Origin of the sequence: Aeromicrobium sp. Sec7.5, assembly GCF_036867135.1 — a bacterium.
Classification (GTDB): Bacteria; Actinomycetota; Actinomycetes; order Propionibacteriales; family Nocardioidaceae; genus Aeromicrobium.
In genome coordinates this window covers 916,288-942,339 of record NZ_JBAJIJ010000001.1, presented here as the reverse complement: position 1 = coordinate 942,339, position 26,052 = coordinate 916,288, and the positions used below count along the sequence as shown (strand labels likewise).

The 26,052-nt window shown below is 71.2% G+C and carries 27 protein-coding genes and 3 tRNA genes; 9 read left to right on the top strand and 21 right to left on the bottom strand.

Going from position 1 to position 26,052, the window contains the following annotated elements; all coding sequences use genetic code 11:
* Nucleotides 1–9 precede the first annotated feature (9 nt).
* Nucleotides 10–1,212, top strand: a complete 1,203-nt coding sequence (gene dinB, locus V6S66_RS04785) for a DNA polymerase IV (RefSeq protein ID WP_334205614.1) — start codon at nucleotides 10–12, stop codon at nucleotides 1,210–1,212.
* Between the two features lie 59 nt (nucleotides 1,213–1,271).
* On the opposite strand, the gene coaD is transcribed toward dinB, so the two are convergent.
* Genes coaD through V6S66_RS04765 form a run of 4 tightly spaced genes read right to left on the bottom strand, consistent with a single transcriptional unit; the run spans nucleotide 1,272 to nucleotide 6,036 of the window.
* Complete coding sequence (gene coaD / locus V6S66_RS04780; RefSeq protein ID WP_334205613.1) at nucleotides 1,272–1,748, bottom strand: pantetheine-phosphate adenylyltransferase; 477 nt, start codon at nucleotides 1,746–1,748, stop codon at nucleotides 1,272–1,274.
* 15 nt (nucleotides 1,749–1,763) lie between these two features.
* Nucleotides 1,764–2,315, bottom strand: coding sequence for a 16S rRNA (guanine(966)-N(2))-methyltransferase RsmD (gene rsmD / locus V6S66_RS04775; protein ID WP_334205612.1), 552 nt, complete (start codon nucleotides 2,313–2,315; stop codon nucleotides 1,764–1,766).
* Nucleotides 2,312–4,441 (bottom strand): ATP-dependent DNA helicase RecG, encoded by a 2,130-nt coding sequence (locus V6S66_RS04770; protein ID WP_334205611.1) that lies wholly within the window; start codon nucleotides 4,439–4,441, stop codon nucleotides 2,312–2,314. Before V6S66_RS04770 ends, rsmD begins: the two co-directional genes overlap by 4 nt.
* A 2-nt stretch (nucleotides 4,442–4,443) precedes the next feature.
* Nucleotides 4,444–6,036 carry a DAK2 domain-containing protein gene (locus V6S66_RS04765; protein ID WP_334205610.1) on the bottom strand — a complete coding sequence of 531 codons (1,593 nt, stop codon included), beginning with the start codon at nucleotides 6,034–6,036 and terminating at the stop codon, nucleotides 4,444–4,446.
* A 151-nt stretch (nucleotides 6,037–6,187) separates the two neighbouring features.
* On the opposite strand from V6S66_RS04765, the gene rpmB reads away from it, so the two are divergent.
* Together rpmB and V6S66_RS04755 are read left to right on the top strand one after the other, a co-directional pair.
* Nucleotides 6,188–6,373 (top strand): 50S ribosomal protein L28, encoded by a 186-nt coding sequence (gene rpmB / locus V6S66_RS04760; protein ID WP_334205609.1) that lies wholly within the window; start codon nucleotides 6,188–6,190, stop codon nucleotides 6,371–6,373.
* A gap of 60 nt (nucleotides 6,374–6,433) precedes the next feature.
* Nucleotides 6,434–7,861 carry an amidase gene (locus V6S66_RS04755; RefSeq protein ID WP_334205608.1) on the top strand — a complete coding sequence of 476 codons (1,428 nt, stop codon included), beginning with the start codon at nucleotides 6,434–6,436 and terminating at the stop codon, nucleotides 7,859–7,861.
* A gap of 112 nt (nucleotides 7,862–7,973) precedes the next feature.
* Here V6S66_RS04755 and V6S66_RS04750 read toward each other — a convergent pair whose 3' ends face one another.
* A complete protein-coding gene (locus V6S66_RS04750; protein ID WP_334205607.1) occupies nucleotides 7,974–8,957 on the bottom strand; it encodes a thiamine-phosphate kinase in 984 nt (327 codons plus the stop codon).
* An 83-nt stretch (nucleotides 8,958–9,040) separates the two neighbouring features.
* Here V6S66_RS04750 and V6S66_RS04745 point away from each other — a divergent pair, with 83 nt between their 5' ends.
* Nucleotides 9,041–9,277, top strand: coding sequence for an Lrp/AsnC family transcriptional regulator (locus V6S66_RS04745; RefSeq protein ID WP_334205606.1), 237 nt, complete (start codon nucleotides 9,041–9,043; stop codon nucleotides 9,275–9,277).
* 39 nt (nucleotides 9,278–9,316) lie between these two features.
* Here the strand turns inward: V6S66_RS04745 and V6S66_RS04740 are convergent, their stop codons facing one another.
* Nucleotides 9,317–10,378 carry a D-alanine--D-alanine ligase family protein gene (locus V6S66_RS04740; protein ID WP_334205605.1) on the bottom strand — a complete coding sequence of 354 codons (1,062 nt, stop codon included), beginning with the start codon at nucleotides 10,376–10,378 and terminating at the stop codon, nucleotides 9,317–9,319.
* A gap of 47 nt (nucleotides 10,379–10,425) precedes the next feature.
* On the opposite strand from V6S66_RS04740, the gene V6S66_RS04735 reads away from it, so the two are divergent.
* Entirely contained in the window at nucleotides 10,426–11,553 is a 1,128-nt protein-coding gene (locus V6S66_RS04735) for a trans-sulfuration enzyme family protein (protein WP_334205604.1), read from the top strand.
* On the opposite strand, the gene V6S66_RS04730 is transcribed toward V6S66_RS04735, so the two are convergent.
* Both V6S66_RS04730 and V6S66_RS04725 read right to left on the bottom strand, forming a co-directional pair.
* Nucleotides 11,529–12,530, bottom strand: coding sequence for an NAD(P)H-dependent glycerol-3-phosphate dehydrogenase (locus tag V6S66_RS04730; RefSeq protein ID WP_334205603.1), 1,002 nt, complete (start codon nucleotides 12,528–12,530; stop codon nucleotides 11,529–11,531). The two genes, V6S66_RS04735 and V6S66_RS04730, sit on opposite strands and share 25 nt — an antisense overlap.
* Complete coding sequence (locus V6S66_RS04725; protein ID WP_334205602.1) at nucleotides 12,530–13,258, bottom strand: lysophospholipid acyltransferase family protein; 729 nt, start codon at nucleotides 13,256–13,258, stop codon at nucleotides 12,530–12,532. Before V6S66_RS04725 ends, V6S66_RS04730 begins: the two co-directional genes overlap by 1 nt.
* 87 nt (nucleotides 13,259–13,345) lie before the next feature.
* On the opposite strand from V6S66_RS04725, the gene V6S66_RS04720 reads away from it, so the two are divergent.
* On the top strand, nucleotides 13,346–13,663 hold the full coding sequence (locus V6S66_RS04720) for a hypothetical protein (protein WP_334205601.1): 318 nt from the start codon (nucleotides 13,346–13,348) through the stop codon (nucleotides 13,661–13,663).
* A gap of 17 nt (nucleotides 13,664–13,680) precedes the next feature.
* Here V6S66_RS04720 and V6S66_RS04715 read toward each other — a convergent pair whose 3' ends face one another.
* From V6S66_RS04715 to leuC, 3 genes are read right to left on the bottom strand one after another with little or no spacing between them, the layout of a single operon-like run.
* Nucleotides 13,681–14,151, bottom strand: coding sequence for a hypothetical protein (locus tag V6S66_RS04715; RefSeq protein WP_334205600.1), 471 nt, complete (start codon nucleotides 14,149–14,151; stop codon nucleotides 13,681–13,683).
* Entirely contained in the window at nucleotides 14,148–14,747 is a 600-nt protein-coding gene (gene leuD / locus V6S66_RS04710) for a 3-isopropylmalate dehydratase small subunit (RefSeq protein WP_334205599.1), read from the bottom strand. The genes V6S66_RS04715 and leuD overlap by 4 nt, the downstream gene beginning before the upstream one ends.
* A gap of 3 nt (nucleotides 14,748–14,750) precedes the next feature.
* A complete protein-coding gene (leuC, locus tag V6S66_RS04705) occupies nucleotides 14,751–16,172 on the bottom strand; it encodes a 3-isopropylmalate dehydratase large subunit (protein WP_334205598.1) in 1,422 nt (473 codons plus the stop codon).
* 138 nt (nucleotides 16,173–16,310) lie between these two features.
* On the opposite strand from leuC, the gene V6S66_RS04700 reads away from it, so the two are divergent.
* On the top strand, nucleotides 16,311–17,027 hold the full coding sequence (locus V6S66_RS04700; protein WP_334205597.1) for an IclR family transcriptional regulator: 717 nt from the start codon (nucleotides 16,311–16,313) through the stop codon (nucleotides 17,025–17,027).
* 27 nt (nucleotides 17,028–17,054) lie between these two features.
* Here the strand turns inward: V6S66_RS04700 and V6S66_RS04695 are convergent, their stop codons facing one another.
* From V6S66_RS04695 to V6S66_RS04650, 10 genes are all read right to left on the bottom strand, one after another.
* Entirely contained in the window at nucleotides 17,055–17,675 is a 621-nt protein-coding gene (locus V6S66_RS04695) for a hypothetical protein (RefSeq protein WP_334205596.1), read from the bottom strand.
* A gap of 87 nt (nucleotides 17,676–17,762) precedes the next feature.
* Nucleotides 17,763–18,224, bottom strand: coding sequence for a methylated-DNA--[protein]-cysteine S-methyltransferase (locus tag V6S66_RS04690; protein WP_334205595.1), 462 nt, complete (start codon nucleotides 18,222–18,224; stop codon nucleotides 17,763–17,765).
* Nucleotides 18,221–19,681 carry a DNA-3-methyladenine glycosylase 2 family protein gene (locus V6S66_RS04685; RefSeq protein ID WP_334205594.1) on the bottom strand — a complete coding sequence of 487 codons (1,461 nt, stop codon included), beginning with the start codon at nucleotides 19,679–19,681 and terminating at the stop codon, nucleotides 18,221–18,223. Before V6S66_RS04685 ends, V6S66_RS04690 begins: the two co-directional genes overlap by 4 nt.
* A gap of 55 nt (nucleotides 19,682–19,736) precedes the next feature.
* Nucleotides 19,737–20,474: an NYN domain-containing protein gene (locus V6S66_RS04680; protein ID WP_334205593.1), complete on the bottom strand. Its 738-nt coding sequence runs from the start codon at nucleotides 20,472–20,474 to the stop codon at nucleotides 19,737–19,739.
* Between the two features lie 195 nt (nucleotides 20,475–20,669).
* A tRNA-Glu gene (locus V6S66_RS04675) sits at nucleotides 20,670–20,742 on the bottom strand.
* A gap of 38 nt (nucleotides 20,743–20,780) precedes the next feature.
* Nucleotides 20,781–20,853: transfer RNA gene (locus V6S66_RS04670), tRNA-Glu, on the bottom strand.
* A 26-nt stretch (nucleotides 20,854–20,879) separates the two neighbouring features.
* Nucleotides 20,880–20,951 (bottom strand) — tRNA-Gln (locus tag V6S66_RS04665).
* Between the two features lie 84 nt (nucleotides 20,952–21,035).
* Complete coding sequence (locus V6S66_RS04660; protein WP_334205592.1) at nucleotides 21,036–21,452, bottom strand: acyl-CoA thioesterase; 417 nt, start codon at nucleotides 21,450–21,452, stop codon at nucleotides 21,036–21,038.
* A gap of 10 nt (nucleotides 21,453–21,462) precedes the next feature.
* Nucleotides 21,463–22,974: a glutamate--tRNA ligase gene (gene gltX / locus V6S66_RS04655; protein ID WP_334205591.1), complete on the bottom strand. Its 1,512-nt coding sequence runs from the start codon at nucleotides 22,972–22,974 to the stop codon at nucleotides 21,463–21,465.
* Nucleotides 22,967–23,746: a fumarylacetoacetate hydrolase family protein gene (locus tag V6S66_RS04650; RefSeq protein WP_334205590.1), complete on the bottom strand. Its 780-nt coding sequence runs from the start codon at nucleotides 23,744–23,746 to the stop codon at nucleotides 22,967–22,969. The genes gltX and V6S66_RS04650 overlap by 8 nt, the downstream gene beginning before the upstream one ends.
* A 193-nt stretch (nucleotides 23,747–23,939) precedes the next feature.
* Between V6S66_RS04650 and efeU the strand changes: the two genes are divergently transcribed.
* Nucleotides 23,940–24,836 (top strand): iron uptake transporter permease EfeU, encoded by an 897-nt coding sequence (gene efeU / locus V6S66_RS04645; protein ID WP_334205589.1) that lies wholly within the window; start codon nucleotides 23,940–23,942, stop codon nucleotides 24,834–24,836.
* On the top strand, nucleotides 24,836–26,050 hold the full coding sequence (efeO, locus tag V6S66_RS04640; RefSeq protein ID WP_334205588.1) for an iron uptake system protein EfeO: 1,215 nt from the start codon (nucleotides 24,836–24,838) through the stop codon (nucleotides 26,048–26,050). Before efeU ends, efeO begins: the two co-directional genes overlap by 1 nt.
* The last annotated feature ends 2 nt before the right edge of the window (nucleotides 26,051–26,052 follow it).

Here is a 26,052-nt window from a genome sequence, read left to right as displayed (position 1 = left end):
GATCGTGCCATGACCGACGGCGACCTCACCGAGGGCACGGTGCTGCACGCCGACCTCGACGCGTTCTTCGCCTCGGTCGAGCAGCGCGACGACCCCTCGCTGCGGGGTCGCCCCGTCGTCGTGGGAGGCGGCGTGGTCGTCGCGGCGTCCTACGAGGCCAAGCGGCGCGGGGTCCGCACGCCGTCGAACATCCGGCAGGCGCGACGCATCTGCCCCGAGGCCGTCGTGGTGCCGCCTCGCTTCGAGGCCTACACCGAGGCCAGCCGTCGGGTGTTCGAGGTGTTCCGCGACACCACACCGATCGTCGAGGCGCTCTCGATCGACGAGGCCTTCCTCGAGGTCGGCGGGCTGTGGCGCATCCGGGGGGCGCCCTCGGCGATCGCCCGTCAGCTGCGCGCCGACGTCGCCGACCGCGTGGGCCTGCCCATCTCGGTCGGCGTCGCTCGCACCAAGTACCTCGCCAAGATCGCGAGCGCCTCCGCCAAGCCCGACGGCCTCCTGGTCGTGCACCTCGAGCAGGAGCGCGAGTTCCTGCACGCGCTCCCCGTCGAACGGCTGTGGGGCGTCGGCGAGGTCACGGCGGCCAAGCTCCACGAGCACCACGTGCGCACGGTCGGCCAGATCGCCGCGATGGAGCTCGGTGAGGCCACGTCCCTGCTGGGTGGCGCCACGGGGCGCCACCTCTGGGCGTTGGCGCAGGGGCACGACCCCCGTCGGGTCGAGACGGGCAAACGACGCGGGTCGATGGGCGCGCAGCATGCGCTGGGCAGCACGCCGCGAACGGTCGAGGAGATCGAGGTCATCCTGCTCGGGCTCGTCGACCGCGTCACCAGCCGCATGCGCCGGGTCGACCGCACGGGCAGCGTCGTCACGATCTCGCTTCGCTTCGGCGACTTCGGCCGGTCCACCGCCTCGCACACGCTCGCGCGGCCCACGTCCCACACCGAGACCGTGCTCGACGTCGCCCGGACCCTCTTGCGTCAGCGGTGGTCGGAGGCCGACCGGCGCGGGCTCACCCTGATCGGGGTCTCGGTCGGCCAGGTCGACGACACGCCCCTGCAGCTCTCACTACCGCTCGACGCCGCGTCCGGCACCGAGCTCGACACCGCGATCGACGAGGTCAGGGGCAAGTTCGGCACGGCCTCACTCCGCCGCGCCGCCCAGCTCGGCCACGGCGCCGAGCGGGCGCCCCAGCCGATCCTGCCGGACTGAAGGACTCGACCCTTCGAGGCTCCTCGCTCGCGCTCGTCGCACCTCAGGGAACGGGGAGGCTAGTGGCCGAACTTGGCGTCGAGCGCGGCCAGCACCGGGGTCGGCACGAGGTCGGCGACGTCACCGCCGTGGCGCGCCACCTCCTTGACCAGGCTCGAGGCGATGAACATGTAGTCGGGCGCCGTCGGGATGAAGACCGTGTCGACACCCGTGAGGTTGCCGTTCATCTGCGCCATCTGCAGCTCGTAGTCGAAGTCGGAGACGGCGCGGAGCCCCTTGACGATCGCCGAGACGTCGTTCTGGGCGCAGTAGTCGACGAGCAGACCGGCGTAGGAGTCGACCGTGACGTTGGGTCGCTGTCGCATCGAGCGGCGGATCAGGTCGATGCGCTCCTCGGTGTCGAAGAGGCCCTTCTTGGACTCGTTGACCAGCACGACCACGACAACCTCGTCGAACAGGAACGAGGCCCGCGTGATGATGTCGAGGTGACCGTTCGTCACGGGATCGAAGGAGCCGGGACACACCACGCGAGTCATTCGAGAACCGCCATGTCAGCGACCGTACCAAAGCGTGGTCTCGCCGTAGGCGCGCTCGTCGCGCGCGTCGATCCCCTCCGGCCAGGTGAACCGATCGCGACTGGAACGCTCGACCACGATGAGTCCGTCGGGCTCGCACCAGGCGGGGTCGGCCAGCACCGCCACCAGGGCAGCGACCTCGGCCGTGGGCATCGCGTAGGGCGGGTCGAGCACCACCAGGTCATACGGCCGCAGCGGTGCCGTGCGCAGGAACCGATCGGCCTTCATGGCGTGCACCCGCGCCTTCTCGATGCCGAGCTCGGTCAGGTTCGCGCGGATCGTGCGCACCGCATGGCGGTCGGCGTCCACGAGGTCGGCGTGGGCGGCACCGCGCGAGACCGCCTCGATCCCGATCGCCCCCGACCCGGCGAACAGGTCGAGCACGCGCAGGTCGTCGAGGCCGCCGAAGGACGAGGTGAGCGACGCGAAGAGCGACTCCCGGACCCGGTCGGAGGTTGGCCGGGTGCCGTCACCCGGAGGCGTGCGCAGACGACGCCCCTTGAACGTTCCGGCCACGACCCGAGTCACGTGCGCTCCAGGTACTCGGCACCGTCGGACGCCTCGATCGCGGCCACGGCCGCAGCGAGCCGGGGCTCGCCCGCCAGGGTCGGGTCGTCCTCGACGACCCGGGTGGCGACCTCGCGGGCCGCGAGGATGACATCCTCGTCGCGCACGACCGACAGCAGGCGCAGGCTCGACCGGAAGCCCGACTGGCGTGTGCCGAGCACGTCGCCCTCGCTGCGCATCGAGACGTCGAGCCGCGACAGCTCGAACCCGTCGGTCGTGGACGCGACGGCCTTGAGCCGCTCGGCCGAGGGCGACTCGGCGTCGGCCGACGTCACGAGCAGGCACAGGCCCGGTTCGCTCCCCCGGCCGACGCGCCCCCGCAGCTGGTGCAGCTGGGAGATGCCGAACCGCTCGGCGTCCATCACGACCATCACGGTGGCATTGGGCACGTCGACGCCGACCTCCACGACCGTGGTCGCCACGAGCACGTCGATCTCGCCGCCGGCGAACCGCGACATCACGACGTCCTTCTCGTCGGCCGCCATGCGCCCGTGCAGCGCCCCGAGTCGCAGACCGTGCAACGCCCCGCCGGCGAGCTCCTCGTGCAGCTCCACGAGGGATCGGGTGGGCGACTCCTCGGCGGCGCCGTCGCCCCCTCCCTCATCTGCGCTGCCGATGCGGGAGACGACGACATAGGCCTGACGGCCCCGTGCCACCTCCTCGCGCACCCGCTCCCACGCCCGCTCGAGCCACGCCGGTCGGTCAGCGATCGGCACGACGTTCGTCTGGATCGGCTGGCGACCCGCGGGCAGCTGTGCCAGGACGGAGACGTCGAGGTCACCGAACACCGTCATCGCGACGGTGCGCGGGATCGGGGTGGCGGTCATGACGAGCGTGTGCGGGCGGGTCTGCGCGCGGTCGACGAGGGCGGCGCGCTGCTCGACCCCGAACCGGTGCTGCTCGTCGACCACGACCAGGCCCAGGTCGGCGAACTCGACACCGTCCTGGATCAGGGCGTGCGTGCCGACAACGATGCCCGCCTCACCCGTCACGAGGTCGAGCAGCGACTCCTGGCGGGCGCGGGCCGTCATCGATCCGGTGAGCAGTCGCACGCGGGTCGCGTCCTCGGCGCCGCCCAGCATCCCCGAGCGCGCGAGGTCGCCCAGCATGCGAGTGATGGTGCGGTGGTGCTGGGCGGCCAGGACCTCGGTCGGCGCCAGCATCGCCGCCTGGCCACCCGCGTCGACGACCTGCAGCATCGCCAGCAGCGCCACGACGGTCTTGCCCGAGCCGACCTCCCCCTGGAGCAGGCGGTGCATCGGGTGCGACGCGGCCAGCTCGGCGCCCACGACCTCGGCGATCTCCCGCTGTCCCTCGGTCAGGGCGAACGGGAGCTGGTCCACGAATCGGTCGTGCAGACCCCCGGGACGCGCCGGCCGGGCCGTGGCGGTCGCGGCGGCTGCGGCGTACCTGCGCTGGGCCAGCACGGTCTGGATCACGAACGCTTCCTCGAACCGGAACCGTGCGCGGGCCGCCATCGCCTCGGCCACGGAGTGCGGGCGGTGGACGCTCTCGAAGGAGGCAGCCACGTCGGCGTAGCCCCGGGCGACCCGGACCTCCTCGGGCAGGAGCTCCGGGAGGTTCTCGACCGCGTCGAGGCACAGTCCGACGCACTTCTCGATCGTGATCGAGGTCGCCGCGGCGCTCGCGGGATAGATCGGGACGACGCCGCGGGCCAGTCGGTCGCCCACGGGGTCGTGCTGGGGGTGCGTCAGCTGCAGCTGACCGCGGAAGCTGCCGACCACGCCCGAGAACAGGCCCACGTCACCGGGCTTGAGCGCATAGATCTTGGCGAAGAACGTCAGCGTGATCTCGCCGGACTGGTCGGTCACGAGGACCTCGGTGCGGGTGCGACGTCCGTTCGGCCCGAACGAGAACTTCTTGATCGACCGCACCTCGGCCATGATCGTGACGTGCTGGTCGAGCTCGAGGTCGCCGAGCGGTGTCAGCTGGCCGATCTCGAGGTAGCGACGCGGGTAGTGACGCAGCAGGTCGCCCACCGTCTCGATGCCGAAGGCCTTCGTGAGCGGCTTGGCGGACTTGTCGCCGACGACGGGCGCGAGCTTGCTGTCGAGCGTGACCGGCACCGTCACTCCACCGCGATGAACAACAGGTAGTTCTCCTGGCCTCCGGCGTGCACCTCGACGTCGACGTCGGGGCGCTCGCCCTCCACGTGGGCCCGGAGGCGGGTGGCGAGGTCGTCGTCGGCGCCCTGCCCGAACACGACGGTCACGAGCTCGGACGACGGGGTCAGCAGACGCTCCACGACCTGGGCCGCGACCTCCAGCGCCGACTCCCCCACCAGGGCGAAGTCCCCCGAGACGACGCCGAGGACGTCGCCGGCCTCGCACGGACCGGCCATCGTGATGCCCGGCTCGGACGCGACCGTGACGGCGCCGTGCGCCGTGCCACCGGCCGCGCTCGACATCGCCACGACGTCGTCGTCGAAGTCGATGCCGGGGTCGTGGACGGCGAGGGCCGCCAGACCCTGCACCTGGGCCGACGTCGGGATCACGGCGACCCGGCGGCCGCCGCTTCGCGCCGCCTTCGCGGCCGCCTCGAACAGGCCGACGTAGCGGGAGTTGTTGGGCAGCACCACGATCTCGTCGGCGTCGGCCGACTCCAGCGCCGAGGCCACGACGTCGTGCGACAGCGGCGAGGTGCGCGAGAACGGCATCGTGACGGCTCCGTGCTCGGTGCACAGCTCGGTGATGCCGTCGCCCGTCGTGGCCATGATGACGACCCGACGTCGGCGTCGCTGCTTGGGCTGAGCCGCCACCTGGTCGGCGAAGTGCGTGACGGCGATGCGGCGCGGGGTGCCGGCCTGCAGGCCCGCCTCGATCGCCGCACCGACGTCGTCGACGTGCACGTGCACGTTCCAGAGGCGCTCGCCGCCCACCACGACCAGGGAGTCGCCGAGCGCCGCGAGCGCCTTGCGCAGCGCCGGGATCTCGTCGTCGGCCGCATCGAGCAGGTACATGACCTCGTAGGCCGGACCGCCCTCGACGAGGTCGACGCCCGCCTCGACCGGCACCGGGACCACGGCGCGGGTGGTGGGTGCCGCGCGGCCGGTGAGCGCCTGCTCCGTCGCGTCCAGCACGACCACGAGCACCCGGCCGCCCGCGTCGACCACTCCGGCCCGGGCGAGCAGCTCCATCTGCGAGGGGGTGCGGGCCAGGCCCTCACGCGCGGCCGCTGCGGCCGCACTGAAGGCCTCGCGGGCCGAACGCCCGGCGTCGGCGGCCTCGCGGGCGCCTTGGCTCGCCGCTGCCGCGACGGAGAGGATCGTGCCCTCCTGCGGGTCGCCGACAGCCTCGTAGGCGGCGGCCGTGGCGCGCTCGAAGGCCACCGCGACGTTCTCGGCCGTGACCTCCTCGGTGAACGGGAGCCCCGACAGGCTCCCGCGCACCAGCTGGGACATGATCACGCCGGAGTTGCCGCGGGCGCCCGTCAGCAGACCGTCGCGATACGCCTTCACGAGGGTCACGAGATCGGCCTCGGAGCCGAGCTCCGCCACGGCCTCGGCACCGGCCGCGAACGTGACGAACGCGTTCGTTCCCGTGTCGGAGTCCGGCACGGGAAACACATTGAGTGCGTCGATCTCGGCACGCGCGCCCGCCAGGGCATCGGTGCACAACCGGGTCCACCGCACGAACGGCACCGACCCGAGACGCAGACTCATGGCGCCGAGGCTATCGGCACCCGCGACGTCCGCGCACGAGGCCGATTCGCAATGCGTCGTGTCGTTCGGCTATTCTTGAGCGGTTGCCTGCTCGACGTTCGTCGGCGGCATCCCCATCTCATCATCTCGAGCTTCTTCAGGAGTGATCACCGTGGCAGCCGTCTGTGACGTGTGCAGCAAGGGACCCGGCTTCGGTCACAACGTCTCCCACTCGCACCGACGCACCAAGCGTCGCTTCGACCCGAACATCCAGCGCGTGCGCGCCGTCATCAACGGCACGCCCCAGCGGGTCAACGTGTGCACCTCCTGCTTGAAGGCCGGCAAGGTCTCTCGCTGAACCTGGACGGCCTCGGTCGTTCTGAACTGCTGCACCTGCACGTGACGCTACTGTCGCCGTGTGACCAGCACCACGGACCGAGCCCACTCCTTCGCTGACGACGCTCTCGGCGACCTCGACGCAGTCGGGGTCGCCGAAGCCATTTCCGCAGGACGCCTCAGCGCCGCCGAGGCGGTCGACGCCGCGATCGCGCGTGCCGAGACCGTCGAGCCGCGGCTCAACGCGATCGTGACGCCCGACTTCGACCGGGCGCGCGACACGGCCCGGTCGTCGGCGACCGGCGTCTTCGGCGGCGTCCCCACGTTCATCAAGGACAACACCGGGGTCGCCGGCCTGCCCACCGGGCACGGTTCCGCCGCGCTGCTCGACCCGCCGCGCGCCCTCGCCGACGATCCCTTCACGACACAGCTGCTGTCGACCGGGGCGATCAACCTCGGCAAGTCCTCGCTGCCCGAGTTCGGCTTCAACGCGACGACCGAGTTCCAGGTGGCCGAGCCGACACGGAACCCGTGGCACACCGACTACTCGTGCGGCGCCTCCTCGGGAGGATCGGCCGCGCTCGTGGCCGCCGGCGTGGTGCCGTTCGCCCACGCCAACGACGGAGGCGGCTCCATCCGGATCCCCGCCGCCGCGTGCGGGCTCGTGGGCCTGAAGTTCACCCGCGGCCGTGAGGTCCCCGACGCCCAGGCGGGCGCCATGCCGGTCAACATCGTGTCGAACGGCATCGTCAGCCGGAGCGTGCGCGACTCCGCCGCGTTCCTCGCGGCGGTCGACCGCCACACGCCCAACCGCGCCCTGAACCGGGTCGGTCTCGTCGAGGGCCCGTCGGACCGACGCCTCCGGGTCGGACTGATCCTGAGCTCGCTGCGTTCCGCGCCCGACGACGAGACCCGGTCCGCCGTCCTCGCCATCGCGGAACGGCTCGAGAAGGACGGCCACGAGGTCGTCGAGGTGCCGCTCCCGGTCGACGAGGCCTTCGTCGACCACTTCCTCCACTACTGGGCGATGCTCGGTTTCTCGATGCACCGCTTCGGCGGGCGCCTGCTGCACGCGAAGTACGACCGCAGCCTCAACGACGACCTGACGAAGGGCCTGGCCCGGGACTTCCTACGTCGCCCGTGGCGCACCCCCGGTGCGATCCGAGCCCTCAAGCGCTCGGAGTCGATCTACCAGCAGTCGTTCCGCGACAACGCCGTCGACGTCGTGCTCTCCCCGGTCGTCGGTTCCACGACGCCCCTGTTGGGCCACCTCTCCCCCGCAGCCGGCTACGAGGTCATGCTGCCGCGCCTGCTCGACTACGCGGCGTACACCCCGGCCAACAACGCGGCCGGGGGCCCCGCGATCAGCCTTCCCCTGGCCCAGACCTCGGACGGCCGGCCGATCGGCATCCACTTCTCCGCGACGCACGGCGACGAGCGCACCCTCCTGGAGCTGGCCTTCGAGCTCGAGCAGTCGATGGGATTCGCCCGCATCACCGCCACCACCTGATGTACCGCTCGCGAGAGAGTTTGTGTGTACACAGGAGAGACTTTGTTGGCCAACAAAGTCTCTCCTGACCACCAACAAAGTCTCTCGCGAGCGGTACTACCGGCTCTGCTGTCTACCGGAAGTGCTCGTGGCCGGTGGAGCCGTCCCAGGGCTCACCGTCGACCGTGACCCGGGGGTGGTCGCCCTCGGGGACGGCCAGGACCGTGCCGATGAGGTCCCAGCCCTCGGGCAGGGTGGCGTCGGCGGGGAACGTGGCGGCGAGCGCGTAGTCGTCGCCTCCGGTCAGCACGAACGAGACCGGATGGCGACCCAGTGCCTCGGCCACCGTGATCACGGCCGGTTCGATCGGCACGAGCTCGGAGCTGAGGTCGATCTGCACACCGCTGGCCCGGGCGACGTGCCCGAGGTCGCCCAGGAGGCCGTCGCTGACATCGATCATGGCCGTGGCTCCCGCGTCGGCCGCCTCCTCGCCCGCGCCGTACGGCGGGCTGGGCACGCGATGGGCCTCGACCGCGGCCCGCGGCGACCGGAAGCCTCGACTGAGTGCCGCGAATCCGGCGCCGGCCAGGCCGAGCACGCCGGCGACGGCGACCTGGTCGCCGGCCTCGGCGTCGCCGCGGCGCACCGTGCGCGGCGCCTCACCCAGGGCCGTGACGGCGATCGTGAGCACGTCGGACGCCGTGACGTCGCCGCCCACGACAGCAGCACCGACCGAGTCGCACTCGTCGACGATGCCCCGCACGAGCTCGTCGACCCAGGCGACGGGCAGGTCGCCCGGCAGGGCCAGGCCGATCGTGAGGGCCGTGGCCCACCCGCCCATCGCGTTCAGGTCGGACAGGTTCGACGCGGCCGCCTTGCGCCCCACCTCGTGGGCCGTCGACCAGTCGCGACGAAAGTGCCGCTGGTCGACGAGCACGTCGGTCGAGACGATCAGGTTGCCGTCGACAGTGATCTCGGCGGCGTCGTCGCCAGGGCCGACGACGACGACCTCGGTCGAGCTCAGCGCCCGGCTGATCCGGTCGACGAGCGCGAACTCGCCCAGCTCGGACACCGTCTCGACGGTGAGGTCGCGGGTTGCTCCTCCGGTGGCGTTCATGCGTCCATTGTCGCGCAGGCGGGGGCCAGACCGGGGAACCGCATCCGGTAGGTTGTGCCGGTCCACGCAACGAAGGAGTCACGATGACGGTTCAGGCCTACGTGCTGATCCAGACCGAGGTCGGCACGGCCGCCGACGTCGCCACGGCCATCGCCCAGATCGACGGAGTCATCTCCTCCCAGAACGTCACGGGCCCGTACGACGTCATCGCGCTGGTCGAGGGTCCCTCGATGGACGAGCTCGGCACGTTCGTCATCGGCCAGGTCCAGAAGTCGCCCGACATCACGCGCACCCTGACCTGCTCGGTCGTGAACCCCTGACGCTGGGCCTGACTTCTCTGGGCCCGACGTTCCTGGGTCTCAGCGCAGGCCGGTGGGCCGCGACAGCGCCTGCTGCAGCAGCTGGTCGACGAGCTCGGCGTACGGCACGCCGGAGGCCTCCCAGAGCAACGGGAACATCGACGACGTCGTGAAGCCCGGCATCGTGTTGATCTCGTTGATCACGAGCTCGTCGCCGTCGAGGAAGAAGTCGACGCGCGCGAGGCCTTCGCCACCGATGGCCTGGAACGCCTGGAGCGCGTAGGCGCGGATGCGCTCCGAGACGGTGGGCGACAGCTCGGCCGGCACCACGTTGGCGCTCGTGCCGTCGACGTACTTCGCCTCGAAGTCGTAGAACGTGTGCGCCCCGTGCTCGACCCGGACCTCGCCGACGACGCTGGCCCGCGGCGTGCCGTCGACGCCCTGGACGATCCCGCACTCGACCTCGCGGGCCCCGACCTTGCCCGCTTCGACGACGACCTTGGGGTCGAAGTCGCGAGCCTGCTCGATCGCCGGGGCGAGCTGGTCCCAGGTGTCGACCCGGACGACGCCCGAGCTCGACCCTGCGCGCGAGGGCTTGACGAAGACCGGCAGCCCGAGGGCCCTGACCCGTGCCTCGATCCGCGGACGGTCCGAGGGCCACGCTCCCGACTCGATCGGGACGTAGGGCAGCTGCGGGAGGCCGGCGGCGGCGAAGACGACCTTGGCGAAGGCCTTGTCCATGCCGACCGCGCTGGCGAGCACGCCGGCACCGACGTAGCGGACGTCGGCCAGGTCGAGCAGGCCCTGCAGGGTGCCGTCCTCGCCCCAGGGGCCGTGCAGGAGCGGAAAGACGACGTCGGCATCGGTGACCGACTCCCACGGCACCGCCGGTGCCGTTTCGTCGACCTCCGGGAGCTCGCCCGGAGCCAGGTCGGGCCAGCGCGGATCGGCGGAGACCCAGCGCCCCGACCGCGTGATCCCGACCGCGTGCACGTCGTACCGTGAGACGTCGATGACCGACAGGACCTCCCGTGCGGTGAGGCACGAGACCCCGTGTTCACTGGAACGCCCGCCGTAGACGAGGCAGACACGGGTGCGGGAGCCGCCGGTTGAAGAACTCATCCTCAGGACCCTATCGCCGCTCACTGACGACCTTGCACAATAGGCGCATGTCTGTCCGACCGACTTCGCTCGAGACGCTCGCCGTGGCTGCTGGCCGCCCGCCCCGCACTCCCGGCGGCCCCTTGAACACCCCCATCACCCTCGCCACGGCGCTCGTGCCGGGGGGTGATTCGGAGTACGCCCGGCACGGCAATCCCGGGTGGGAGGCGTTCGAGGAGGCGGTCGGTGCGCTCGAGGGCGGCCACGCGGTCTCGTTCGGGTCCGGCATGGCGGCCACGGTCTCGGTGCTGGAGCTGCTCCCCGTCGGGGCCAAGGTCGTGGCGGCCGACGGCAGCTACTACGGCACGACGGTCGAGCTCGACCGTCGGGCCCGCCGTGGCCTGCTCGAGCTGGAGCTCGTCGACGTCACCGACACCGAGGCCGTCATCGCCGCCTCGGCCGATGCCGCGATGGTGTGGCTCGAGTCCCCCACCAACCCCGAGCTCGACGTCGCCGACATCCGCGCGATCAGTGCGGCCGTCACGGCGTTCGGCACCGCGGTGGTCGTCGACAACACCCTGGCCACCCCGCTGCGCCAGCGCCCCCTCGACCTCGGCGCCGACTTCGTCGTGCACTCCGCCTCGAAGCTGCTGGCGGGCCACAGCGACGTCCTGATGGGCGTCGTCGTCACCCACGACGAGCGCGCCGCGCGCGCCCTGCGCACGCGCCGCACGTCGTTGGGCTCGGTCCCCGGGTCGCTGGAGTCCTACCTCGCCCTTCGCGGCCTGCGCACGCTCCACGTCCGCCTCGACCGCGCCGAGCAGAACGCCACCGAGATCGCGGCCCGGCTGCTCGATCGCACCGACGTGGCGGGCGTGCGCTACCCCGGCTTCGGCACGATGATCGCCTTCGAGGTCATCGCCGGCTCCGAGGCCGCCCAGCAGGCCACGGAGTCGAGCGAGGTCGTGGTGCACGCCACGAGCCTGGGCGGCGTCGAGACCTCCTGGGAGCGCCGTCGTCGGCACCCCGGCGAGCCGGAGAACGTCCCGGAGGCCCTGGTGCGCCTGTCGGTCGGCATCGAGAACGTCGAGGACGTCTGGGACGACATCGCGCGGTGCCTCGACGCCGTGGTGGGTGGAGCGACGCCGGCCGGCGGAGCCCGCCGTGAGCCTCAGCGCACCTCGGGCTGGGTCTGACGCGCGATCATCGCCTTGACCAGCTCGGTCGGCGTGATCGTGCCCTGCACCAGGGCGTCGACCGCGTCGACGATCGGCATCTCGACGCCGTGGATCGCGGCGAGCTCCTTGACCGAGGTGCACGACTTCACCCCTTCGGCCACCTGACGCATCTGAGCGGCAGCCTCGTCGACCGTGAGGCCCTGGCCGAGCTTCTCGCCGAACGTGCGGTTGCGCGACAGCGGTGAGGAGCAGGTGGCCACGAGGTCGCCCAGGCCCGCCAGGCCAGCGAACGTCATGGGGTCGGCCCCCAGCGCGGCACCGAGACGACCCGTCTCGGCCAGGCCGCGGGTGATGATCGACGCCTTGGCGTTGTCGCCGAAGCCCAGCCCGACCGCGACCCCGACCGCGAGACCGATGATGTTCTTGGTGGTGCCGCCCAGCTCGCAGCCGACCACGTCGTTGTTCGTGTAGGGCCGGAAGGCCGGCGAGTGGCAGATCGTCTGCAGCCGCATCGCCGTGGCCTCGTCGGCGCAGGCCACGACGCTGGCCGCCGGCTCCCGTGCCGCGATCTCCTTCGCCAGGTTCGGACCGCTCACCACCGCGATGCGCTCGGGGCCGGCGCCGGTGATCTCGGCGATGACCTCGCTCATGCGCAGGTGGGTGCCGAGCTCGACCCCCTTCATGAGGCTGACGAACACGGCGTCGTCGGGGACGTGCTTGCCCCAGGCGTCGAGGTTGCCGCGCAGCTGCTGGGACGGGACCGCGAGCACCACGACCTCGGCGCCGTCGAGCACCTCGCCGGCGTCGGCGGAGGCCGTGATCGACTCCGGCAGGGCGATGCCGGGCAGGTAGTCGGGGTTCTCGTGGGTCGTCGAGATGGCCTCGCACAGCTCGGTGCGACGACCCCAGATACGGACCTGGTTGCCGGCGTCGGCCAGCACGAGCGCGAACGCCGTTCCCCAGGAGCCTGCTCCCATGACTGCGATGGTGGCCATCAGTGCTCCTCGGTGTTCGTCGTGGGGTCGGGAAGGGTGGACCGGGGGCGCTCGAGCGTCCGCACGTCGAACCGTGCGCCCCGCGGCAGCTCGCCCCGGATCTCGCCGAGCATCGCCGTCAAGGCGTCGACCAGGCGGTCGGTGGCTCGGTGGAGGAGGTCCTCGGTGAGCTCGAGGCCCTCGAAGTCGGTCAGGTCGACGGGATCGCCGACGTGCACGTGGATGGTCTTGCGCGGCAGCAGACGCAGTCGCTTCGAGTAGGGCCACAGCATGTCCTGGGCGCCCCACTGCGCGAGGGGGACCAACGGCCTGCCGCTGGCCAGCGCGACCCGCACGGCACCCGTGCGCGACGACATGGGCCAGAGGTCGGGGTCGCGCGTGATCGTGCCCTCGGGGTAGATCGTGACGACCTGGCCGGCCTGCACCGACTCCACGGCCGTGCGGAGCGACTCCGCGGCCCCCGCCGTGCTCCGGTGGACGGGGATCTGCTCGGCCCCACGCACGATCGCACCGATCAGCCTGACGTCGAACAGCGTGTCCTTCGCGAGGTACCGCGGCGTGACGCCGTGGTCGACCATGAAGTGGGCGAGCAGGATCGGGTCGACGTGGGAGATGTGGTTCGGGGCGAGCACGTAGCCGCCCTGCGGCAGCTTCTCGGCGCCCTGCCAGTCACGCCGGGTGATCAGCATCAGGAGGGGGCGCAGGATCCGGACCACCCACCGCGTCATGCGCGGCAAATTTGTCCTCCTGGGCATGTCCGAACCCTAGTACCTTGTCGCTCAGACATGACGCAGGTCACTCACACGGAGGAAACCATGGCTCTGCTTCCCGCCAATCCCGCCGCGCTGCTGAGCCGCGCCGACAAGGTCCTGGTCAACGTCGACGGCGTCCTCGGGCGCGTCGACGGCACGCTGTCATCGGTCGACGACACCCTCACGACCGTCGGCAGCACCTTGACCGAGACCCACGAGGTGCTGGCTCAGACGCAGACCACCCTGGCCGAGACCCGGGACGCGCTCGGCCAGGTGCAGGCGCTGCTCACCGACCTCGAGGACGAGATGGCCCTGCTCAAGCAGGTGCCCCAGATCGCGGAGCAGGTCGCCGCGATCCACGCCGCCGTCACGAAGGGCTGACGCAGGCGGCTGAACCCTCAGACCCAGTACTGCTGCAGACGTCGGTGGCGGTGGCTGAAGAGCGCACCGACGACACGAGGAGCCACAGGGCGAAGCGCTGCCCGCGGAGTAAAGGTGACGACGTCCCGCACGTGGCAGGAGTCGTCGCCCACGGGATCGACGACCCGCTCGTGCTGCCAGACCGGCGCACTGAGCATCCGCGACTGCTCCAGGAATCGTCGTCCGGGCTCGAGCTCGGTGATCGAGATGTCGTCGAAGTCGACCGGGAGCACGCCGAACAGGCGGATCCAGGACCGACCCAGGTGCACCGTCGGCGTCACACTGGCGATGTCGAGGGTGTCAGCACCGGCGGGCAGTGACATCGACATCCACGGGCCGAGCTCGTGGTTGATGCCGTCGGCGGTCGTGACACGCGCCCAGACGACGTCGGCCGGCACCGGCAGGAGCGACTCCCGCCGGACGACGACGGGCGCCGCGCCCCGGCTCACGACGTGGCGGGCTTGAACGACAGCCGCTTGGCCTCGTACGCCTCGATGTGGTCCTCGTGCGACAGCGTGATGGCCACGTCGTCGAGGCCCTCGAGCAGGCGCCAGCGGGTGTAGTCGTCGATCGTGAAGGAGTCCTCGATGCGATCGGGGCCCTCGCCGGCGCTGACCGTGCGCGACTCCAGGTCGACCGTGACGGAGGCACCCGGGTTGGCGGCCACGAAGTCCCAGAGCGCCTGCACGACCTTCTCGTCGACCTCGGCGGCCAGCAGGCCGGCCTTGCCGGAGTTGCCGCGGAAGATGTCGCCGAAGCGCGGGCTGATGACGGCCTTGAAGCCGTAGTTCTGCAGCGCCCACACGGCGTGCTCGCGCGACGACCCGGTGCCGAAGTCAGGACCGGCGATCAGCACGGTGGCGTGCTCGTACGCGGGCTGGTTGAGCACGAAGTCGGGGTCGCCTCGCCAGGCGGCGAACAGGCCGTCCTCGAAGCCCGAGCGCGTGACCCGCTTGAGGTAGACGGCGGGGATGATCTGGTCGGTGTCGACGTTGCTGCGACGCAGGGGGGCGGCGACGCCGGTGTGCGAGGTGAACTTCTCCATGATTCAGACTCCAGCCGGGACGGTGTCGGGCAGGTCGGCGGGCGAGGCCAGGTGGCCGAGCACCGCGGTGGCGGCGGCGACCTCGGGCGAGACCAGGTGGGTGCGACCACCCTTGCCCTGGCGGCCCTCGAAGTTGCGGTTCGAGGTCGAGGCGCTGCGCTCGCCGGGGGTGAGCGTGTCGGGGTTCATGCCCAGGCACATCGAGCAGCCTGCGCCGCGCCACTCGGCGCCGGCCTCCTTGAAGACCAGGTCGAGCCCCTCCTCCTCGGCCTGCAGGCGCACCCGGACCGAACCGGGCACGACGAGCACGCGCGTGGACTCGGCGACCGTGCGGCCCTTGATGATGTCGGCGACGACCCGCAGGTCCTCCATGCGACCGTTGGTGCACGAGCCGATGAAGACCGTGTCGATCGCGATGTCGCGCATCGGCGTGCCAGCGGTCAGGCCCATGTACTCCAGGGCCCGCTCGGCGGCGACCTTCTCGTTGGCGTCCTCGATCTCGTCGGGGACGGGCACCGAGGCCGACAGCGGCACGCCCTGGCCCGGGTTGGTACCCCAGGTGACGAACGGGGTGACCTCGGAGGCGTCGATCGTGATGGTCTTGTCGAAGTACGCGTCGTCGTCGCTGACGAGGGAGTCCCAGTAGGCAACGGCCTGGTCCCACGCCTCGCCCTGCGGCGCGTGCGTGCGGCCCTTCAGGTACTCGTACGTCGTGGCGTCGGGCGCGATCAGGCCGGCCTTGGCGCCCCACTCGATGCTCATGTTGCAGATCGTCATGCGGGCTTCCATCGACAGCTGGCGGATGGCCTCGCCGCGGTACTCGACGATGTAGCCCTGACCGCCGCCCGTGGTCTCCTGCGCGATCAGCGCGAGGATCAGGTCCTTGGCCGTGGTGCCGGGCTGCAGCTCGCCGGTGACCTCGACGGCCATCATCTTCGGCTTGGCCTGCGACAGCGACTGCGTGGCCAGGACGTGCTCGACCTCGCTCGTGCCGATGCCGAACGCGATCGAGCCGAACGCACCGTGCGTGGAGGTGTGCGAGTCGCCGCACACGATCGTCATGCCGGGCTGCGTGAGGCCGAGCTGCGGGCCGACGACGTGCACGATGCCCTGGTCGATGTTGCCCATCGGGTACAGCCGGACGCCGAACTCCTCGGCGTTGCGACGCAGCGTCTCGACCTGCGTGCGCGAGACCAGGTCGGCGATCGGCTTGTCGAGGTCGGTCGTGGGGATGTTGTGGTCCTCGGTGGCCAGCGTCAGGTCAGGACGACGCACCGGGCGGCCCGAGAGCCGGAGCCCGTCGAAGGCCTGCGGGCTGGTGACCTCGTGGATCAGGTGGAGATCGATGAAGAGGAGGTCCGGTTCTCCCGCGGCACTGCGGACGACGTGGTCGTCCCAGATCTTCTCGGCCAGGGTCCTGCCCATTGCTGCCACTCCCTCGTAGGTTGCTGGTCTCGCGTCTCGGTTGTTGTCGCATCCTCGTCCCACCGCCCGCCGGAGAGGCCACGCAGGGTTCGCTAACCCATGGTTGCGTCTCACGATTCGATACGGCAGTATCAAGACATGGACAACTCTAGCGGAGTCGGGGTTCTCGACAAAGCCGCTCTGGTGCTGGCGGCGCTCGAGCCCGGACCTGCCACGCTCGCGGGTCTGGTCGCCGCCACCGGTCTCGCCCGGCCGACGGCCCACCGGCTCGCCGTGGCCCTGGAGCACCACCGTCTCGTGGCTCGCGACATGCAGGGTCGCTTCATCCTCGGCCCGCGCCTGGGCGAGCTGGCCTCGGCCGCCGGCGAGGACCGCCTGCTCGCAGCCGCCGGCCCCGTCCTGGCCCGGCTGCGCGACATCACGGGCGAGTCGGCCCAGCTGTTCCGCCGCCAGGGCGACCACCGGGTCTGCGTGTCGGCCGCCGACCGCCCCACGGGTCTGCGCGACTCGATCCCGGTCGGCAGCCAGCTCACGATGACCGGCGGCTCGGCCGCCCAGGTCCTGCTGTCGTGGGAGGACCCCGAGCGCATGAACAAGGGCCTGCTCAAGGCCACGTTCTCGGCCGCCGAGCTGGCCGCCGTCCGCCGGCGCGGCTGGGCGCAGAGCATCGGCGAGCGCGAGAGCGGCGTGGGATCGGTCTCGGCCCCCGTCCGCTCCCCCTCGGGCAAGGTGGTCGCGGCGGTCTCGGTCTCGGGACCGCTGGAGCGCCTCACCCGCCAGCCCGGCCGCATGCACGCCCCGGCCGTCGTAGCCGCCGGCGAGCGACTGTCGCAGAGCCTGCGCCGCGGACTCTGAGTCCGGCCGGCGCAGGCCCCGCGGGGCTCAGGCCAGCTCGGTGAGCAGCTGCGCCTTCGACTTGCGCGAGTAGCCGGCGATGCCGCGCGTGCGGGCCTCGGCGCGCAGCTGCGTGACGGTCCAGCTGGCGCTCGGCGTCGACGACGTCGGGGCGGTCGCACCGCTGGTAGCCGGGGCCGCCTTCTTGGCCGTGGCCTTCTTCGCCGGCTTCTTGGCCGGGGCCTTCTTCGCCGTCGACTTCTTCGCCGTCTTCTTCGCCGGAGCCTTCGCGGCTGCGGGGGCCGACTTCGCCGAGCCGCCCGTGGCCCGGGTCACGGCGCCGCGAGCATCGCGGGCGGCGGACGCCACGCGTGCGCCGGCCTTCTCGGCCGCGTCCTCGACGGCGTCCTCGATGTCGTCGGCGGTGTTCTCGACCTTGGCGGCGAAGCGCTTGGCGTCCTCGGCGGCCTTGCGGGCGGCCTTCTTCGCCTTGTCCTTGTACTTGCCCGCCTCGGACTTGTAGGAGTCGGCGAGGGCCTGGTACTTCTTGACGTCGATCTTGCGCTTCTCGAGGCGGGCCTCGAGCTTGTCGATCGTCTTCTCGTACTTCTTGACCTGGGCCTTCAGCTCAGCGACGACGCTGTCGGCCGTGGACTTCTTCTTCGCCATGACGCTCCTCGTGTGGATCGGTTCGGGTCCCATCGTGCCGTATGCGAGTGAACTCTCGGTGCACGTCCGAGGCGCGGGCGAAGCGCGTCAGAACAGGCCGGGGCGCTCCAGGTCGAGCAGGATCCGCTTGCGCTCGACGCCGCCGGCGTAGCCCGTGAGCGTGCCGTCGGAGCCGATGACCCGGTGGCAGGGCACCACGACCGGGATCGGGTTGGCGCCGTTGGCCGCGCCGACGGCGCGCGAGACGACGGGCTCGTACCCGAGCCGGGCAGCGATCTCGCTGTAGCTCGCGGTCTCGCCGAAGGGGATGCGGCGCAGCTCGCCCCACACCTTCTGCTGGAACTCGGTGCCGTCGTTGGCCAAGGGCAGGTCGAACTCCTGGCGGTCGCCCGCGAAGTACTCGGACAGCTGGGTCTCGGTGGCGTCGAGCACCGGGTCGGGAACCCGCTCGCCGCGGACCTCCGCGCCGAACTCGATGGCGGTGAGCAGCCCCGCGGAGCTGTGGAGGCGGAGGCCGCCGATGGGTGAGTCCATCCATCGTGTCGTCATCTGGGAATCCTGTCGGGTGAGGTGGCGGAGCGCCAGAGGTGCAGGCCGGCGTAGGAGCGCCAGGGCGCCCACCGGTCGGTCTGCTCGGGGGTGAGGCCGCGGGCGTCGAGCTCGCGGCGCAGGACGAGGTCGGTCGTGAGCAGGACGTCGGGATCGCCCAGACCGCGCATCAGGACGTAGTCGGCGGTCCAGGGTCCGATGCCGCGCAGGGCCACGAGGGCAGCTCGCGTGGCGACGCGGTCGGCACCCGGTGAGAGGTCGAGCTCGCCCGCCGCGACGGCGCCGGCGATCGTGGCGACCGCACGGCCCCGGGAGCGCGGCATCGGCAGCGTCTCGGGATCGAGGTCGGCCAGGACCTCGGTGGTCGGGAAGCTGCGGAGCAGCCCGTGCTCGGCGGCGAGGGACAGGTCGACCGGCTGCCCGAGCTGGTCGGCCAGGCGGCCCAGGACCGTGCGAGCACCCGTGACCGAGACCTGCTGGCCCACGACGGTGCGCACGGCCGTCTCGACCGGATCGAAGCCGCCCGGAAGCCGCAGGCCCGGGACCTCGGCCACCAATACGGCCAGCTGGGGATCGGCACCGAGCACGGCGTCGATCGCCTGCGGGTCGGCGTCGAGGTCGAGCAGGCTCCGCGAGCGCTCGACCGCCACCGCGGTGTCACGCAGGTCGGTGAGCTCGAGCCGGGCCAGCACGTGGTCGCCGGACGGCGTCAGCTCGACGACCCCCGGGCCGTGTGGCAGCTGCACGACGCGGGCGTAGGTGCCGTCGCGCACCATCTCGACGCCCGGCACGGCGTGGTCCTCCAGGAACTGGATCAGTCCGGCGCCGTCGAAGGGCTGCCGGACGGCCAGGCGCAGGGTGAGGTGCCCGGCGGCGGATCCCGGCACGCGGCGTCGGCGCAGCTCGGTCGGCGTACACCCGTAGACCTCGCGCATCGTGTCGTTGAACTGGCGCACCGAGGCGAATCCCGCCGCATGGGCGACGTCCGCCATGGAGAGCGACGTGGTCTCCACGAGCAGGCGAGCCGTGTGGGCGCGGGCGCCGCGGGCCAGCGCGAGCGGACCCGCGCCGACCTCCGAGGCAAGCAGGCGGTGCACCTGGCGCGAGCTGTAGCCCAGGCGCTGCGCGAGCCCCTCGACGCCCTCGCGCTCGACGAGGCCGTCGCGGATCAGGCGCATCGCGCGACCCACGGCGTCGGCCCGGTGATTCCACTCCGGCGACCCCGGCACGGTGTCGGGCCGGCACCGGCGGCAGGCGCGGAAGCCGGCGCCATGCGCGGCAGCCGCCGACCGGTAGAACAGGACGTTGTGGGCCCGGGGTGTGACGGCCGGGCACGACGGACGGCAATAGATGCCCGTCGTGCGGACGGCGGTGAAGAACACGCCGTCGAACCGCGCGTCGCGCGACTGCACGGCGCGGTACTGGCGCTCGTGCTGCGGGTCGCGCGCGTCGGTCATGACTCCATCATGCGTCGCGACACCCACCGCGTCTGGCGGGTTTCGGACGCGGGCGTCAGCGCTGGTTGGGCGCTTCCTTGCGCCGCAGCTGGACGTTCGCGGTGGACTTGTCGATCTCGAACAGATCGATCTCCTCCAGCAGGCTGATGAGCTTGGCGTAGCCGTAGTTGCGCGGCTCGAAGGACGACTGGTTGCGGACCTGCTTGCCGACCGCCGACAACGTGGCCCAGCCGTGGTCGTCGGCATCGGCGTCGACCGCCGCGCGCAGCATCTGCACGAGACGGGAGTTGCCGCGCATCTCGTTGCCGCTCATGCGGGTGCCGCCGGCCCGCTTCTCGGGGCGCTCCTGGTCGGCCTCCTCGCCGCCGATGCGCTCGAGGTACACGAAGCGCGTGCAGGCGTTGACGAAGGCGTTGGGGGTCTTCTCCTGGCCGAAGCCGAGCACGATCGCGCCGGACTGGCGAAGGCGCATCACGAGGGGGGTGAAGTCGGCGTCGCTCGAGACGATCGCGAAGCCCTGGGCCGTGCCGGTGGAGAGGATGTCCATCGCGTCGATGACCATCGCGATGTCGGAGGCGTTCTTGCCCTTGGTGTAGGCGAACTGCTGGATCGGCGCGATCGCGTAGTCCTGCAGGACCTTCGACCACGGGCCGATCGTCGGGTTGGTCCAGTCGCCGTAGGCCCGGCGCACGTGGGCCACGCCCACCGTGGCGACCTCGCTCAGGATCGCGTCGATCTTCTTCGCGGGTGCGTTGTCGGCGTCGATCAGGACGGCGATCCGAGACTCTTCCATGCCCACGACGCTACAGGTGAGCAGCCGCGTCCCCGCGCCGCGCGCGCCGCCACCCACCCTTGACCACCACATTGGTGCGCAAACTCGGCCCCGCAGAACTCACCCAGCCGAGTTGGCGCACACATCTGGTGGCAGGAGGTCTCTGGGGGCGGGCAACAAGAAGACCCCCACCAGGTGGAGCCGGTGGGGGTCTCGTAGCCCCGACGGGATTCGAACCCGCGCTACCGCCTTGAGAGGGCGACGTGCTAGGCCGCTACACAACGGGGCCACAGCCCGAAGGCCGTGCGACGCACCGTGGTGCGCTCGTACCCCGTACCGGATTCGAACCGGCGATCTCCGCCTTGAGAGGGCGGCGTCATAACCGCTAGACCAACGGGGCGCGGGGTCGGGCAAGCCCGACCACAGCTGGGGTACTAGGACTCGAACCTAGAACAACTGAACCAGAATCAGCCGTGTTGCCAATTACACCATACCCCATGGGGGTATCGGATCCCTCGAAAATCCGAGGCTTCCGAACCGAGGTGACACTCTACCCGACGTCACTCCTGGCACCCAAACCGGTCACGCCCGATCGCCGTACGCCCCGGTCAACACGGCGCGAACCCGATCCGGGACCGGCACCTTGCCCATCGAGGTGGCCCCGACGCACACGTGGCGGATCGATCCCTCGACGAGGAGCTCGTCGTCGCGTCGGATCTCGATCGCCCACGTCATCGAGGTCGTGCCGATCGCGGTCAGGCTCAGGCCGATGTCGATCAGGTCGTCCGGACGCGCCGACGACCGGAAGTCGATCGTGAGTGAGCCGACGACGAGGTCGATCCCGTGCTCGGCGACGACTTGGTCGTAGCTGCCGAAGGCTCCTCGCCAGAGCTCGGTGAGGGCGACGTCGACGTAGGCCACGTAGTTCGCGTTGAAGACGATGCCCTGCGGGTCGCACTCCTGGTAGCGGACCCGCAGGCGGTGCACGAAGGCGCTCACCGCGCGCCCCTCACAGGGCTGCGGAGAGACGGGCCAGCGTGCGGGACCGCCCGAGGAGCTCGAGCGACTCGAAGAGCGGCGGCGAGATGCGGCTGCCGGTCACGGCGACCCGGACCGGGCCGAAGGCCAGGCGCGGCTTGAGGCCCAGGCCGTCGACGAGCGACGCGCGCAGCGCCGCCTCGATCGACTCGGTGTCCCAGGTCTGCAGCTCGGCCAGCGCGTCGCGGGCGGCGCGCGCCGTGGCCTGGCCCTTCTCGTCGAGGTTCTTGGCGGCGTCGGCCTCGTCGACCACGAAGTCGTCGTCGTCGACGAACAGGAACCGGAGCATGTCGACGGCCTCGGTGAGCTTGGCGATCCGCTCGTGCACGAGGGGCGTGGCCGCGGCGAGCAGGGCGACCTGAGCGTCGTCGGCCGGCGTGCCGATCAGACCCGCGGTCTGCAGGTACGGCAGCAGGCGCTCCGCGACCTCCTCGACCGGCAGCAGACGGATGTGGTCGCCGTTGATCGCCTCGCACTTGGCCAGGTCGAAGCGTGCCGGGTTGGGGTTGACCCGCGAGACGTCGAAGGCCTCGACGAGATCGGCCAGGCTGAAGACGTCGCGCTCGACGCCGTCGACCGCCGGCAGCGACCAGCCGAGCAGCGCGAGGTAGTTCAGCAGGCCCTCGGGCAGGAAGCCCTGCTCGCGGTAGCCGAGCAGGTTCGACTCCGGATCACGCTTGGACAGCTTGCGATTGCCCTGGCCCATGACGTACGGCAGGTGGCCGAAGCGCGGGGTGGAGCCGTCGCCGACGCCGATCTCCGCGAAGGCCTCGTAGAGCGCGATCTGACGCGGGGTCGACGACAGGATGTCCTCACCGCGCAGCACGTGGGTGATGCCCATCATCGCGTCGTCGGTGGGGTTGGTCAGCGTGTACAGGGGCTGGCCGTTGGCACGCACGATGACGAAGTCCTGCACGTTGTCGGCGCCGAACGTGATCGGACCGCGCACGAGGTCGTCGAAGGTCCAGTCCTTGGCGGGCATCTTGAAGCGGATGACCGGCTTGCGGCCCTCGGCCTCGTACGCCGCCTGCTGCTCAGGCGTCAGGTCGCGGTGCAGGCCGTCGTAGCCGCTGGGGCGCCCCTCGGCGCGCGCGGCGTCGCGGCGCTCCTCGAGCTCCTCGGCGGTGTCGTAGGCCCTGTAGGCCAGGCCGGCGTCGAGCAGGCGCTGCGCGACGTCGGCGTAGACGTCCATGCGCTCGCTCTGGCGGTACGGGCCGTTGTCGCCACCGACCTCGACGCCCTCGTCCCAGTCGAGACCGAGCCAGCGCATGACGTCGACCAGGAGGTCGTACGACTCCTGGTTGTCGCGACTCGCGTCGGTGTCCTCGATGCGGAAGACGAACGTGCCGCCGTGGTGGCGCGCGAACGCCCAGCTGAACAGCGCGGTGCGGGCCATGCCGACGTGCGGGTTGCCCGTGGGCGAGGGGCAGAAGCGCGCAACCACCGGCTTGCTCGGGGCGGTGGCGGGGACGGTGTCAGTCATGCGAGACCACCTGGTTGACGAGGGTGCCGATGCCGGCGACGGTGATGCTGACGGAGTCGCCGACCTGCATCGGCCCGACGCCCTCCGGCGTGCCCGTGAGGATGACGTCGCCGGGCAGCAGCGTCATGAAGCTCGAGACGTGGGCGATGATCGCGGGGACGTCGAAGACCATGTCGGCCGTCGTGCCGTCCTGCTGGGTCTCGCCGTTCAGGGTCGTGCGGACCCGCAGGTTGCTGGTGTCGAGGTTGGTCTCGATCCAGGGGCCGAGCGGGCAGAACGTGTCGTAGCCCTTCGCGCGGGCCCACTGGCCGTCGGACTTCTGCAGGTCGCGGGCCGTCACGTCGTTGGCGACGGTGTAGCCGAAGACGACCTTGGCGGCATCGGCGGCGGGAACGTCGCGGCAGATGCGCCCGATGACGACGGCGAGCTCGCCCTCGAAGTGGAGATCCTTGGTCGCGCGCGGGTAGACGATCGGGTCGCCCGGGCCCACGACGCTGGTGTTGGGCTTGAGGAAGACCAGCGGCTCCGACGGGACGTCGTGGCCGAGCTCGGCCGCGTGCGCGGCGTAGTTGCGTCCGATCCCGAGGACCTTGCTGCGCGGGATGACCGGCGCCAGCAGGCGGACGTCGTCGAGCGGGACCTTCTCGCCCGTCAGCTCGATGCCGGCGTAGAGCGGGTCGCCCTTGAGCACCGCGAGCGTGGGAGTGCCGTCCTCCTCTCCCACGACGCCGAACCGGGGATCATCGTCTGCGGCAAATCTGGCGATACGCACGAGTTCGAGCCTAGCGGCGGGGGCAGCAGGGCGGATCGGCGGCCGAGAGCCGACGAGGACGGCGGTGTGACCGATTCGGCCCCGCTCCCGGGCCGCAGGAGTTTCACGCGAGCAGCAGCGGTGTTACCGTGCTCCGGTGCTCAGGTGAGCCTACCCTGAGCAATCACCGTGAGAAGGCAACGGACGGAGCATCGTGGTCGGCACGTTCATCATCGGACTGCGCGAGGGCCTGGAGGCCGCACTCGTCGTCGGCATCCTGCTCGCCTACGTGCGCAAGGTCGGTCGATCCGATGTCCGTCCCCGGATCTGGCTCGGCGTCGCCGCCGCGGTCCTGCTGTCGCTCGCCGTCGGCGCGATCCTCACCTTCGGCACCTACGGGCTCTCCTTCCAGGCGCAGGAGCTGATCGGCGGCACGATGTCGATCATCGCCGTCGGCTTCGTGACCTGGATGGTGTTCTGGATGGCCAGGACGGCGCGTCACCTCAAGGGCCATCTGGAGGGCGAGGTCGACCGCGCCCTCACCGGCGCCGCATGGAGCCTCGTGCTCGTGGGGTTCCTGGCCGTCGCTCGTGAGGGCATCGAGACCGCCCTGTTCCTCTGGAGTGCCGTCCGTTCCTCCGGCGACGGCGAGTCGCCGTGGCTCGGCGCGATGCTCGGCCTCGCCACCGCGGTCGCCCTGGGCGCCCTGATCCACCGCGGCATCGTGCGCATCGACCTGGCCCGCTTCTTCCAGTGGACCGGCGGGCTGCTGGTCGTCGTCGCTGCGGGCGTGCTGGCCTACGCGGTGCACGACCTCCAGGAGGCCCGGTTCCTGCCCGGACCGTTCGAGCCGGCGCCGGAGGGCGCGGGCGGCCTCCTCTCGAGCCTCTACGGCGACTCCGCCTGGCTCTTCCGCATCCCCGACGTGATCGACCCGTCCGGTCTGCCCGCGGCCATCCTCAAGGGCACGATCGGCTTCAGCCCCGAGATGACGGTCCTCGAGGTCCTGGTCTGGGCCGTCTACCTCGTCGTCGTCATGACCCTCTTCCTGCGCACCACCCGTCGCCGCTCGCCGGCACCCTCCCCCGTTCCCGAAGGAGCCTCCGCCTGATGAACCACCACTCCCTGCGCTGGGCCGCACCGCTGGCCCTGGCCGGCGCCCTCGTCCTCAGCGGCTGCGTCGAGAACAACGCGTCCGCCGCGTCGGCGATCGCCGTCACCAGCACCGCCGACGACTGCGCGGTCGAGTCGGCCACCGCCACGAGCGGACCCGTGCGGTTCGAGGTCGAGAACACCGGCGACGACGTCACCGAGTTCTACGTGCTCGCCGACGACGGTCTGCGCATCGTGGGTGAGGTCGAGAACATCGCCGCCGGTGCCAGCCGCGACCTGACGGTCCAGCTCCAGCCGGGCGACTACTTCACGGTCTGCAAGCCCGGCATGGTCGGCGAGGGCGTCGGCCAGTCCGCGTTCAGCGTGACCGGCGACGACGTCGAGGTCTCCGCCGACGACCAGGCCGCGATCGACGACGCCGTCGCGAGCTACACGGCCTACACGAAGTCCCAGGTCGCCGAGCTCGTCACGGGTACCCAGGCATTCACCGACGCCTACCGGGCCGGCAACGACGACGAGGCGCGCCGCCAGTTCCCCCTGGCCCGCATCAACTACGAGCGCGTCGAGCCCACCGCCAGCAACTTCGGCGACCTCGATCCCAAGATCGACTACCGCAAGCCCGGCGCCGAGGCCGAGGGCCTGCCGTTCACCGGCTTCCACCGCATCGAGATGGACCTCTGGATCGACGAGGCCCGCGGCAACTACCCCGACGAGGACATCCAGCCGCTCGACGCGGCCGGCCGCGCGGCCGTGGCCGACCAGCTCGACGCCGACATCCAGTCCCTGTACGACGAGGTCCACGCCGACGACTTCGAGCTGAGCGTCGACGACATCACGAACGGGGCGATCGGCCTGCTCGACGAGATCGCCGCGCCGGACGGCAAGCTGCCCGGCGAGGAGAACGAGTTCGCGCACACCGACCTGTACGACTTCCTGGCGAACGTCGAGGGCGCCCAGGTCGCGTACGAGAGCGTGCGGGACATCGCCGCCGCGAACGGCGCCGACGGCGAGGAGCTCGTGACCGAGCTCGACGAGAAGTTCGCCGACATGGTGGCGCTGCTCGCGACCTACGGCAGCTACGACGCCGGCTTCGTCTCGTACGAGACGGTCGACCAGGCCGCTCGAAACGCCCTGGGCGCGCAGCTCAACGCCCTGAGCGAGCCCCTGTCGAAGCTCACGTTCACGGTCCTCGGCGTCGATCCCGGCGCGTGACC

Coding starts and splice junctions, on each gene's coding strand:
- V6S66_RS04745 (WP_334205606.1), top strand. CDS start 9,041: ATGACGGTTCAGGCCTACGTGCTGATCCAGACCGAGGTCGGCACGGCC.
- V6S66_RS04690 (WP_334205595.1), bottom strand. CDS start 18,224: ATGACGACACGATGGATGGACTCACCCATCGGCGGCCTCCGCCTCCAC.
- V6S66_RS04750 (WP_334205607.1), bottom strand. CDS start 8,957: ATGAACGCCACCGGAGGAGCAACCCGCGACCTCACCGTCGAGACGGTG.
- V6S66_RS04740 (WP_334205605.1), bottom strand. CDS start 10,378: ATGAGTTCTTCAACCGGCGGCTCCCGCACCCGTGTCTGCCTCGTCTAC.
- coaD (WP_334205613.1), bottom strand. CDS start 1,748: ATGACTCGCGTGGTGTGTCCCGGCTCCTTCGATCCCGTGACGAACGGT.
- leuD (WP_334205599.1), bottom strand. CDS start 14,747: ATGGAGAAGTTCACCTCGCACACCGGCGTCGCCGCCCCCCTGCGTCGC.
- V6S66_RS04700 (WP_334205597.1), top strand. CDS start 16,311: ATGGACAACTCTAGCGGAGTCGGGGTTCTCGACAAAGCCGCTCTGGTG.
- V6S66_RS04730 (WP_334205603.1), bottom strand. CDS start 12,530: ATGGCCACCATCGCAGTCATGGGAGCAGGCTCCTGGGGAACGGCGTTC.
- V6S66_RS04735 (WP_334205604.1), top strand. CDS start 10,426: ATGTCTGTCCGACCGACTTCGCTCGAGACGCTCGCCGTGGCTGCTGGC.
- efeO (WP_334205588.1), top strand. CDS start 24,836: ATGAACCACCACTCCCTGCGCTGGGCCGCACCGCTGGCCCTGGCCGGC.
- V6S66_RS04695 (WP_334205596.1), bottom strand. CDS start 17,675: ATGGCGAAGAAGAAGTCCACGGCCGACAGCGTCGTCGCTGAGCTGAAG.
- V6S66_RS04720 (WP_334205601.1), top strand. CDS start 13,346: ATGGCTCTGCTTCCCGCCAATCCCGCCGCGCTGCTGAGCCGCGCCGAC.
- V6S66_RS04765 (WP_334205610.1), bottom strand. CDS start 6,036: ATGAGTCTGCGTCTCGGGTCGGTGCCGTTCGTGCGGTGGACCCGGTTG.
- V6S66_RS04680 (WP_334205593.1), bottom strand. CDS start 20,474: ATGGAAGAGTCTCGGATCGCCGTCCTGATCGACGCCGACAACGCACCC.
- V6S66_RS04685 (WP_334205594.1), bottom strand. CDS start 19,681: ATGACCGACGCGCGCGACCCGCAGCACGAGCGCCAGTACCGCGCCGTG.
- V6S66_RS04725 (WP_334205602.1), bottom strand. CDS start 13,258: ATGACGCGGTGGGTGGTCCGGATCCTGCGCCCCCTCCTGATGCTGATC.
- dinB (WP_334205614.1), top strand. CDS start 10: ATGACCGACGGCGACCTCACCGAGGGCACGGTGCTGCACGCCGACCTC.
- gltX (WP_334205591.1), bottom strand. CDS start 22,974: ATGACTGACACCGTCCCCGCCACCGCCCCGAGCAAGCCGGTGGTTGCG.
- leuC (WP_334205598.1), bottom strand. CDS start 16,172: ATGGGCAGGACCCTGGCCGAGAAGATCTGGGACGACCACGTCGTCCGC.